The following is a 10,356-nucleotide window of genomic DNA, read 5'->3' as shown; positions in this document are numbered from 1 at the left end:
GGCCGAGCACTGGAACACCGACCCGAAGCCCTTCATCTGGAAGGCGACCGCGGAGGAGATCATCGCCAAGGTCCGTCGCGGGCGTGAGGTCCTCAACCAGATCAATTCGCAGACGGACCACTAGCTCCCACTCTGGCGGTGTGGGCGGGCTATCGAGGTCGCGCGATACCCCGCCCACGCAGCCAGAGTCCGGTGTTCTCGGGAGGCTGGAGCAGGAGCCGAGGTCAGGCGAAGGCGACGGCGTCGATCGCGATGACCAGGAACAGCAGGGCGAGGTAGCTGTTCGAGAGGTGGAACAGGCGCATCGGGTTCAGGTCGACGCCGGTCACGCCGCTGCGCACCTTGCCGAGAAGGCGGTGCGACTCGATCAGGATCGCGACGCCGAGCACGGCGGCGACGATCGGGTAGAGCGCGCCGGTGTCGGCGACCGGCCACAGCGCCAGCGAGCACAGGACGGTGGCCCAGGTGTAGATGGTGATCTCGGTGATGACGCGGGTCTCGGTCGCGACCACCGGCAGCATCGGGACGTTCGCGGCCGCGTAGTCCTCCTTGTAGCGCATCGCGAGCGCCCAGAAGTGCGGCGGGGTCCAGAAGAAGACGACCCCGAACAGCACGATGGGCGCCCAGGAGATCGACCCCGTGACCGCGGTCCAGCCGATCAGCGGCGGGAAGCACCCGGCCGCGCCGCCCCAGACGATGTTCTGCGACGTGCGCCGCTTGAGGAACATCGTGTAGCCGAAGACGTAGAACAGATTGGCCGTCAAGGCCAACAGAGCCGAGAGCCAGTTCACGGCCAGGCCGAGCATCAGGGTCGCGGCGATCCCGAGGAGGACACCGAAGATCAGCGTCTCCCGAGCGGAGACCCCGTGCATCGGCAGCGGCCGACGACGGGTCCGGCGCATCTGCAGATCGATGTCGCGGTCGAGGTAACAGTTCAGGACGTTCGCGCTGCCCGCGGCCATGGTCCCGCCGACCAGCGTCGCGACCACCAGCCACAGGTCGGGCACGCCGCGTTCGGCCAAAAACATCACCGGTGCAGTGGTGACCAGCAGGAGCTCGATGATGCGCGGCTTGGTCAGCGCGACATAGGCGCGGACCGTGTCGCCGAGGCTGCGCCGGCCAACACCGACCTGCACCCCGGCAGGGCGGAGATCGACAGTCGTCACTCGTACCTCGGGGGCGGGTCGCGGATGGGCACGCCCATGCCGGGGGAACAACGGCCGGCGACGAGCGGCACTCACTGTAGCTCCCGCCCCAGGGGCCTCCGGTCAACGGGGGCACCGGCTGCGTCACATGCGCCGCCGGGGGCAGAGAGGTCGGTGGATAGGCTCGAATCTCCGGTCCAACCGAGAGGATCCCGCCGCAGTGAGCAGCGACAATCGCAGCCTCGACCCCACCTGGACCGACCTCGACGCCCGCGCCGTCGACACCGCCCGCGTGCTGGCCATGGACGCCGTCGAAGCGGCCGGAAATGGCCACCCCGGGACGGCGATGAGCCTGGCCCCCGCCGCGTACCTGACCTACCAACGTCTGCTCCGCCACGACCCCACCGACCCGACCTGGCTCGGCCGCGACCGGTTCGTGCTCAGCTGCGGGCACTCCAGCCTGACGCAGTACGTGCAGCTGTTCCTGTCCGGCTACGGCCTGACCGTCGACGACCTGCGCCACCTGCGCCAGTGGGGCAGCCTGACCCCCGGCCACCCCGAGATCCACCACACCGCCGGCGTCGAGACCACCACCGGCCCGCTCGGCCAGGGCGTGGCCACCGCGGTCGGGATGGCGATGGCCGCCCGGCGCACCCGCTGCCTGTTCGACCCCGAGGCCCCCGAGGGCGAGAGCGTCTTCGACCACTCGATCTACGTCTTCGCCTCCGACGGCGACATGGAGGAGGGCGTCGCCTCCGAGGCCTCCTCCCTCGCCGGCACCCAGAAGCTCGGCGAACTCGTCATGCTCTACGACGACAACCACATCTCCATCGAGGGCGACACCGACGTCGCGTTCACCGAGGACGTGCTGGCCCGCTACGCCGCCTACGGCTGGCACACCCAGCGGGTCGACGACGCCAACGACGTCGACGCGATCCACGCCGCGCTGGCGACCGCCCGAGACAACCGCAGCGCGCCGTCGATCATCGCGGTGCGCTCGATCATCGCCTGGCCCGCGCCGAACGCGCAGAACACCGGCAAGGCGCACGGCTCGGCGCTGGGTAAGGACGAGGTCGCCGCCACCAAGAAGGTCCTCGGCTTCGACCCGGAGCAGAGCTTCCAGATCGCCGACGACGTGCTGGCGCACGCCCGCGAGGTCGTCGACCGCGGCCGCGCGCTGCACGCCGAGTGGGACGCCCGCTACGCCACGTGGCGCGAGGCCAACCCGGAGCGGGCCGCCGAGCTCGACCGGATGCGGGCCAAGCGCCTGCCCGACGGCTGGGCCGCCAAGCTGCCGGAGTTCCCGGCGGGCAAGGGCGTGGCCACGCGCAAGGCCTCCGGCGAGACGTTGAACGCGATCGCCGCCCTGCTCCCCGAGCTGTGGGGCGGCTCGGCCGACCTGGCCGAGTCCAACCTGACCTGGATCGAGGGCGAGCCCAGCTTCCTGCCCGTCGGCTCCACCGCGAAGAACGCGGACCCGGCCGGACGGAACATCCACTTCGGCGTCCGCGAGCACGCGATGGGCGCGGCCATGAACGGCATCGCGCTGGACGGCACGTTCCGGCCCTACGGCGGCACGTTCCTGGTCTTCTCCGACTACATGCGCGGCGCGGTCCGTCTCGGCGCGCTGATGAAGGCCCCGGTCGTCCACGTGTGGTCGCACGACTCGATCGGTCTCGGCGAGGACGGCCCGACGCACCAGCCGGTCGAGCACCTCTGGGCGCTGCGTGCGATCCCCGGCCTCGATGTCATCCGCCCCGGCGACGCCAACGAGACCGTCGTGGCCTGGCGCACCGTGCTGGAGAACCCTCACGGCCCGGCCGCGATGTGCCTGACCCGACAGAACGTGCCGACGTACGACCGCTCCGGCGGGGAGTTCGCCTCGGCGGACGGCGTCGCCCGCGGCGGCTACATCCTGCAGGAGGCCGGCTTGCAAACAGGGGGCCTGCCGGACCTGATCCTGATCGCCACCGGCTCCGAGCTGCAGCTCGCGGTCGAGGCCCGCACCGCCCTCGAGGCCGAGGGCATCCCGACCCGGGTGGTCTCGATGCCCTGCGTCGAGTGGTTCAACGCCCAGGACGAGGCTTACCGCCAGACGGTGCTGCCGGCCCGGGTCAAGGCCCGCGTCTCCGTCGAGGCCGGCATCGCCCAGGGCTGGTGGCGCTACCTCGGCGACGGCGGCGAGGTCGTCTCGCTCGAACACTTCGGCGCCTCGGCCCCGTACACGACCCTCTACGAGCAGTTCGGCATCACCGCGCCTGCGGTCGTCGCCGCAGCACACCGCTCACTCGCCCGCACCCGCGGCGAGAAGGGCTCGACCACGGGCAACTGACCGATCGTCAGATGCCTCAGACTGCAAGGAGAACGATGACCGACAACCTGCGACGGCTCTCGGCGGCCGGGGTCGCCATCTGGCTGGACGACCTGTCCCGCGAGCGCCTGCAGACGGGCACCCTGGCGGAGCTGGTCCGCGATTCCTACGTCGTGGGCGTGACCACGAATCCCTCGATCTTCCAGGCCGCGGTGTCCAAGTCCGACCTGTACGACCCGCAGATCCTCGACCTGGCGGTGCGCGGGGTCCACGTGGACGAGGCGGTGCGCTCGATCACCACCGCCGACGTCCGCGAGGCCTGCGACGTGCTGCGCCCGGTCTACGACGCGACCGACGGCGTGGACGGTCGGGTCTCGATCGAGGTCGACCCGCGTTTCGCGACCGAGACCGCAAAGACGATCGCCGAGGCGCGCGCGCTGTGGTGGGCCGTGGACCGCCCGAACCTCTACATCAAGATCCCGGCCACCGAGGCCGGCCTGCCCGCGATCGCGCAGTGCCTGGCCGAAGGCATCAGCGTCAACGTCACCCTGATCTTCTCTCTGGCGCGCTACCGCGATGTGATGGACGCCTTCCTGGACGGGATCGAGCGGGCGCAGAAGGCCGGCCTGCCCCTGGAGCGCATCGGCTCGGTCGCCTCGTTCTTCGTCTCCCGGGTCGACAGCGAGATCGACAAGCGCCTGGACAAGCTCGGTACGGCGCAGGCCAAGGCGCTGCGCGGCAAGGCCGCTGTCGCCAACGCGCGCCTGGCCTTCGAGGCCTACGAGGAGGTCTTCGCCACCTCGCGCTGGGGCGCCCTGGCCGCCGCGGGCGCCAAGCCCCAGCGCCCACTGTGGGCCTCCACCGGCGTGAAGGACCCGGCGTATGCAGACACCCTTTACGTCGACGACCTGGTCGCCGCCGGGACGGTGAACACCATGCCCGAGGCAACGCTCGACGCGGTCGCCGACCACTCGGCCGCGACCGGGGACACCGTGCGCGCGTACTACGCCGACGCGAGGCAGGTCCTCGCCGACCTGGCCGGGATCGGCATCTCTTACGACGAGGTCGTGGACCGGCTCGAACGCGAGGGCGTCGAGAAGTTCGTCACCGCCTGGAACGACCTGCTCGCCTCCGTCGGCTCCGAGCTGACCCGGCTGGGGGCCGACTCGTGACCACGCCGGCCGCACCGAGCCCGTTCAACACCTACGCCGCCGAGGCCGGCGGTTGCCGGGTCCGCCTGTCCGGCATGGAGATCCGCGAGCGCGCCGGGTCCTCCCTTCGAGCTGCCTCCGTCCACGAGGCGGTCAAGCGGCTCACCGAGAAGGACGCCAACATGTGGGGCGAGGAGGCGTTCCTCGAGGCCGTGGTCCGCCTCGGCTGGCTGGACCTGCCGCGGACCTCCCGCGCCCTGCTCCCCCAGATCGACGAGGTCCGCGCCGGCCTGGTCGCCGACGGCCTGGACCACATCGTGCTGGCCGGGATGGGCGGTTCCTCGCTCGCGCCGGAGGTCATCACCGCCAACGCCGGCGTCGCGCTCACGGTGCTGGACACCACCGACCCACAGCAGATCCGGCGCGCGCTCGCCGACCGCATCGAGCGCACCGTGGTGATCATCGCGAGCAAGAGCGGCTCGACGATCGAGACCGACAGCCACCGCCGCGCCTACATCCACGCCTTCCGCGAGGCCGGCCTGTCCGACGCCGAGGTCGCATCCCGCTTCATCGTGATCACCGACCCGGACTCCCCGCTGGAGCAGGTGGCCCGCGACGGCAACTACCGGGCCGTGTTCCTCGCCGACCCGATGGTGGGTGGCCGCTACAGCGCGCTGACCGCGTTCGGCCTCGTGCCGAGTGCCCTGGCCGGGGCCGACGTGGCCGCGCTGCTCGATCAGGCCGAGGCCCTGAGCCCGGCGCTGGCCGAACTGGCCAACAACCCGGGCCTACTGCTCGGCGCCGCGCTCGCCGGGGCCGCCAGCGGCAGCCGGGACAAGATGGCCATCGCCACCCTGGACCCGACGCTGAACGGCCTGGGCGACTGGATCGAGCAATTGATCGCCGAGTCCACCGGCAAGAACAACAGCGGATTGCTCCCGGTCATCCTCGAAGGAGTCGACGCCCCCGGGTTCCTCGACGCCGGCGAGGACACCGTGAAGGCCACGCTCGGCGACCACGACAAGTCCGAGATCCGCATCACCTCCGGCCCGCTCGGCGCGCAGTTCCTGCTCTGGGAGTGGGCCACCGCGTTCACCGGCTGGGGGCTGCACCTCAACCCGTTCGACCAGCCGAACGTGACTGAGTCCAAGGAGAACACCGCCCGCCTGCTCGAGGCGGCCGGCACCGACGGACTGGACATCCCGGCCCCGCTGTTCACCGACGGCCCGATTCAGGTCTTCGGCGACGAGGCGACCTTCGGTGCGGCGAAGACCCTGATCGACGCCCTCGAACTGATCCTGCGTCAGGTCGGGCCCAAGGAGTACCTGGCGCTGATGGCCTACCTGGACCGGTTCGGCGACGCCGACGTGGCCAAGCTGCGCCCGGCCGCGGCCAGGCTGGTGTCCGGTCGCCCGGTCACCTTCGGCTGGGGTCCGCGCTTCCTGCACTCGACCGGCCAGTTCCACAAGGGCGGCCCGCAGGTCGGGGTCTTCGTGCAGATCACCGGCGCGGTCACCGAGGACCTGCAGGTCCCTGGCCAGCCGTACACCTTCGGCACGCTGCAGATGGCGCAGGCCCTCGGCGACCTCGGGGCGCTGACCGAACGCGGCCGACCGGCATTGCGGCTGCACCTGACCGACCGGGCCGCCGGCATCGCCGCCCTGCTCGACACGCTCGGGGCATGACGGCCGGCCCGATCGCTACGGCCGGCCCGATCGCCACGGCCGGTCCGATCGCCACCGAACGGGACGCGCGGCGCAATCCCCTGCGCGACCCGCGGGACAAGCGACTCCCGCGGATCGCGGGACCTTCCGGGCTGGTCGTGTTCGGCGTCACCGGCGACCTCGCCCGCAAGAAGGTGATGCCGGCGATCTACGACCTGGCCAACCGCGGCCTGTTGCCGCCGGGGTTCTCCCTGATCGGTTACGCGCGGCGGGAGTGGGCCGATCAGGACTTCGCCCAGGTGGTGCGCGACGCTGTCCAGGAGCACGCCCGCACGCCCTTCCGCGAGGAGGTCTGGGCGGCGCTGTCGGAGGGCTTCCGCTTCGTGCAGGGCGACTTCGGTGACGACGCCGCCTTCGGCACGCTCTGCGAGACGCTCGCCGAACTGGACCGCAACCGCGGCACCGGCGGCAACCACGCGTTCTACCTCTCGATCCCACCGAAGTTCTTCGCCGAGGTGGTCGGCCAACTCAAGGAGCACGGCCTCACTGAGCAGCGCGACGGCTCCTGGCGCCGGGTCGTGATCGAGAAGCCGTTCGGGCACGACCTGGCCAGCGCGCGCGAGCTGAACCGGATCGTCGAGGAGGTCTTCCCGCCGTCCGCGGTGTTCCGGATCGACCACTACCTGGGCAAGGAGACCGTCCAGAACATCCTCGCCCTGCGCTTCGCCAACCAGCTCTACGAGCCGATCTGGAACCGCAACTTCATCGACCACGTGCAGATCACGATGGCCGAGGACATCGGCATCGGCGGGCGCGCCGGGTACTACGACGGCATCGGCGCCGCCCGCGACGTCCTGCAGAACCACCTGCTGCAACTGCTTGCGCTGACCGCGATGGAGGAGCCCGTCTCCTTCTCCGCCGACGATCTGCGCGCCGAGAAGGAGAAGGTGCTCTCCGCGATCCGGTTGCCGTCCGACCTGTCGACCGCAACCGCGCGCGGCCGCTACTCCGCCGGCTGGCAGGGCGGGCAGAAGGTCATCGGCTACTGCGAGGAGGAGGGCATCGCCTCGGACTCCACCACCGAGACCTACGCCGCGGTGAAGCTGGAACTCGACACCCGCCGCTGGGCCGGGGTCCCGTTCTACCTGCGCACCGGCAAGCGACTGGGCCGCCGGGTCACCGAGATCGCGCTGATGTTCCAGCGCGTCCCGCATCTGCCGTTCGAGGCCACCGCCACCGAGGAACTCGGCCAGAACGCGCTGGTCTGCCGGATCCAGCCGGACGAGGGCACCACGGTGCGCTTCGGCTCGAAGGTGCCCGGTTCGGCGATGGAGGTCCGCGACGTCACGATGGATTTCGCCTACGGCGGCGCGTTCACCGAGACCTCGCCGGAGGCATACGAGCGGCTCATCCTCGACGTGCTGCTCGGTGACCCGCCGCTGTTCCCGCGCGCCGCCGAGGTCGAGTTCGGCTGGAAGGTGCTCGACCCCATCGAGGAGTTCTGGGCCGCCCAGGGCCCGCCCGAGGACTACCCGGCCGGCACCTGGGGGCCGGCGGGTGCGGATGCGATGCTGGCGCGTGACGGCCGCGTCTGGCGGCGGCCATGAGCGAGCTGCTGAAGGACACCACGGCCGCCGGGATCAACAAGGCGCTGATCGCGGCGCGCCGGGCCGGCGGGAGCCAGGCCACCGGTCAGGTCCTCACCCTCGTGGTGGTGACCGAGGACGACGAGCACGCTGAGGCCGTCGAGGCTGCCGTGATCACTGCGGCCGAGCACCCCTCGCGGATCCTGGTGGCCCGCTGCCGTTCGACGGCGGACACCGCGCGGCTCGACTCCGAGATTTTCGGCAGCGGTGAACGCGGGCCGGGCGAACTCGTGATCCTGGACCTGTGCGGAGAACTGGCCGCGCACGCGGACTCGGTCGTGCTTCCCCTGCTGGTTCCTGACGCGCCGGTGGTGACGTACTGGCCGGGGCAGGCACCCGCCGACCCGTCCGCCGACCCGATCGGGGCGCTGAGCCAGCGCCGGATCACCGACCTGGCGACCGCCGCGGATCCGGTGGCCGGACTGACTCACCGCGCGGCCTCCTACGCCGAGGGCGACACCGACCTTTCCTGGACCCGGGTGACGCCGTGGCGCAGTCAGCTGGCGGCGGCCCTCGACCAGCCACACGACCCGATCGTCCGTGGCTCGGTCGCAGGCGAGGCCGACAGCCCGAGCACCGAACTGCTCGCCCGCTGGCTGCAGCTCCGGCTCGGGATCGAGGTGGAACGAGGGACCTCCGGTGGGCCCGGGTTGACCGAGGTCCGGCTGGTCACCGAGGGCGGGGAAATCGCCCTGGTGCGCACCGATGGACGGCTGGCCACGCTCAGCGCGCCCGGCTGGCCGGAGCGGCCGATCGCACTGCCCCGGCGCCCGCTCTCCGAACTGATCGCCGAGGAACTGCGCCGCCTCGATCCGGACGAGATCTACGCCGACTGCCTGGCCGCCTGCGCCACCCCCGACCCGGGAGGGACCTCGTTGTGACCGCCACCGTCCTCGTGCACCGGGACCCGCCGACGCTGGCGGCCGCCATCGCCGCCAGGTTGGTGACCCGCCTGGTCGACGTCCAGGCCGCCACCGGCCGGGCCTCGATCGTGCTCACCGGCGGATCCCTCGGGATCGCCACGTTGGCCGCGTTGGCCGACATGCCGGCCCGCGCCGCGATCGACTGGCGCAACCTCGACATCTGGTGGGGCGACGAACGGTTCCTGCCGGCCGGGCACGCCGACCGCAACGAGACGCAGGCCCGGGCCGCCCTACTCGACAAGGTCGGGGTGGACCCGGAGCGCGTGCACGCCATGCCGGCCAGTGACGGGCCCGACGGCGACGACCCGGAGGCCGCAGCCGCCCGGTACGCCGCCGCGTTGAAGTCCGCCGCGCGCCCCGAGGACCACGGCCTGGCGCCGGCGTTCGACGTGATGCTGCTGGGCGTGGGACCCGACGGGCACGTCGCCTCCCTGTTCCCGGAGAAGCCCGCCCTCTACGAAGAGGTTCGCTCGGTGGTCGGCGTGCGCAACTCCCCCAAGCCGCCTCCGACGCGCATCAGCCTCACGCTGCCGACGATCCGCGGTGCCAAGGAGGTCTGGCTGGTGGTCGCCGGGGAGGACAAGGCCTCGGCGGTGCACCTCGCGCTCTCCGGGACCGGACCGGTGCAGATCCCGGCCGCCGGCGCGGTGGGACGTTCACGCACGCTGTGGCTGCTCGACCGCGCGGCCGCGGCCAAGCTGCCGGCCTCGTTGGCCCGCGCCGCCTCGCCCTGACCTACAGGCAGGCCGCCTGCGGGCACGGCACGTCGAGCATTGCCGCGACCAACGCGACGAAGGTGGCGGCGTCGCGCATCAGGTCGTCGGCCTCCCGGGTGGTGACCGCGTGGGTCAGACCGGCCTGAGCCGCGGCGCGCTTGCTGGCACCCGCCGCGAAGAACGCCGCCCACTCCGACAGTTCCGGGGCGACCGCGATCAGCAGCTCCCACGCCGTGGCCGGTCGCCGGCGCCGCCCGGTGATCGGATGCGCGCGCACCGCCAGCACGGCGGAGGCGCCACGCAGCGCGGCGAGGTGGGCCGAGGCATAGCGGTCGATCGGACGTACGGCGCCGGTCGCTGCAGCCAGACAGTGCCCAGCTGCCGCCAGCAGGTCCGGGGCGCCGGAGTTCGACGGGGAGGGGTGCTCAATGACCAGACTCATCACGGCCTCCGACAGCTGGCGAGCGAAGCGAGTTGGGGGGTGCGGGGTGGCGAACCCCCCACCGCGGCGCGAAGCGACGCAGTGATCGACAAGGACGACATGCCTCGTGCATTCCGCGAGCACACCTCTCCTTCGGACTTGTGTCGCCGGACGGGCGGCCGGGGGTCGAGGCCAACCGCCCGCCGGCGAGTGGTGCCGAACGCTCAGGCGACCGCGGGGGGATTTCAGTCGCTCGAACATACGTTCTGCATATCTGCTTGAGTGCAGTGATCCTTATCGGGACTGTTATCTGACGATCAGTTCGTTCAGCGGGTGTGGATCGGTGGCGACGGCCTGCTGGAGCAGGCGGTAGAAGAGC

The 10,356-nt window shown here is 71.5% G+C and carries 8 protein-coding genes; 6 read left to right on the top strand and 2 right to left on the bottom strand.

Translation table 11 applies throughout. The features are described 5' to 3' along the window. Positions 1 to 224: 224 nt before the first annotated feature. Entirely contained in the window at positions 225 to 1,136 is a 912-nt protein-coding gene (locus H0X00_RS17205; protein ID WP_293773258.1) for a heme o synthase, read from the bottom strand. A gap of 229 nt (positions 1,137 to 1,365) precedes the next feature. Between H0X00_RS17205 and tkt the strand changes: the two genes are divergently transcribed. The 6 genes from tkt to pgl all read left to right on the top strand — a co-directional run bounded on the left by tkt (position 1,366) and on the right by pgl (position 9,574). Continuing rightward, on the top strand, positions 1,366 to 3,477 hold the full coding sequence (tkt, locus tag H0X00_RS17200) for a transketolase (protein ID WP_293773256.1): 2,112 nt from the start codon (positions 1,366 to 1,368) through the stop codon (positions 3,475 to 3,477). A 35-nt stretch (positions 3,478 to 3,512) separates the two neighbouring features. Next, entirely contained in the window at positions 3,513 to 4,628 is a 1,116-nt protein-coding gene (gene tal, locus H0X00_RS17195; protein WP_293773255.1) for a transaldolase, read from the top strand. 74 nt (positions 4,629 to 4,702) lie between these two features. Further along, a complete protein-coding gene (locus H0X00_RS17190; RefSeq protein ID WP_367186675.1) occupies positions 4,703 to 6,292 on the top strand; it encodes a glucose-6-phosphate isomerase in 1,590 nt (529 codons plus the stop codon). Next, positions 6,289 to 7,878: a glucose-6-phosphate dehydrogenase gene (gene zwf, locus H0X00_RS17185; RefSeq protein WP_293773251.1), complete on the top strand. Its 1,590-nt coding sequence runs from the start codon at positions 6,289 to 6,291 to the stop codon at positions 7,876 to 7,878. The genes H0X00_RS17190 and zwf overlap by 4 nt, the downstream gene beginning before the upstream one ends. Next, on the top strand, positions 7,875 to 8,798 hold the full coding sequence (locus H0X00_RS17180) for a glucose-6-phosphate dehydrogenase assembly protein OpcA (protein ID WP_293773249.1): 924 nt from the start codon (positions 7,875 to 7,877) through the stop codon (positions 8,796 to 8,798). The genes zwf and H0X00_RS17180 overlap by 4 nt, the downstream gene beginning before the upstream one ends. Then, a complete protein-coding gene (gene pgl, locus H0X00_RS17175) occupies positions 8,795 to 9,574 on the top strand; it encodes a 6-phosphogluconolactonase (protein ID WP_293773247.1) in 780 nt (259 codons plus the stop codon). Before H0X00_RS17180 ends, pgl begins: the two co-directional genes overlap by 4 nt. Position 9,575: 1 nt before the next feature. Here the strand turns inward: pgl and H0X00_RS17170 are convergent, their stop codons facing one another. After that, positions 9,576 to 9,998, bottom strand: coding sequence for an SAV_6107 family HEPN domain-containing protein (locus tag H0X00_RS17170; protein WP_293773245.1), 423 nt, complete (start codon positions 9,996 to 9,998; stop codon positions 9,576 to 9,578). Positions 9,999 to 10,356 lie beyond the last annotated feature (358 nt).

Origin of the sequence: Sporichthya sp. (assembly GCF_013815995.1) — a bacterium.
GTDB lineage: Bacteria > Actinomycetota > Actinomycetes > Sporichthyales > Sporichthyaceae > Sporichthya.
The sequence above is the reverse complement of the archived record's forward strand: the minus strand, read 5'-3'. Positions and strand labels throughout refer to the sequence as shown.

Bases quoted from the DNA above. Each gene is read 5' to 3' on its own strand.
- tal (WP_293773255.1), top strand. From the start codon at position 3,513: ATGACCGACAACCTGCGACGGCTCTCGGCGGCCGGGGTCGCCATCTGG.
- H0X00_RS17190 (WP_367186675.1), top strand. From the start codon at position 4,703: ATGGAGATCCGCGAGCGCGCCGGGTCCTCCCTTCGAGCTGCCTCCGTC.
- zwf (WP_293773251.1), top strand. From the start codon at position 6,289: ATGACGGCCGGCCCGATCGCTACGGCCGGCCCGATCGCCACGGCCGGT.
- H0X00_RS17180 (WP_293773249.1), top strand. From the start codon at position 7,875: ATGAGCGAGCTGCTGAAGGACACCACGGCCGCCGGGATCAACAAGGCG.
- H0X00_RS17170 (WP_293773245.1), bottom strand. From the start codon at position 9,998: ATGAGTCTGGTCATTGAGCACCCCTCCCCGTCGAACTCCGGCGCCCCG.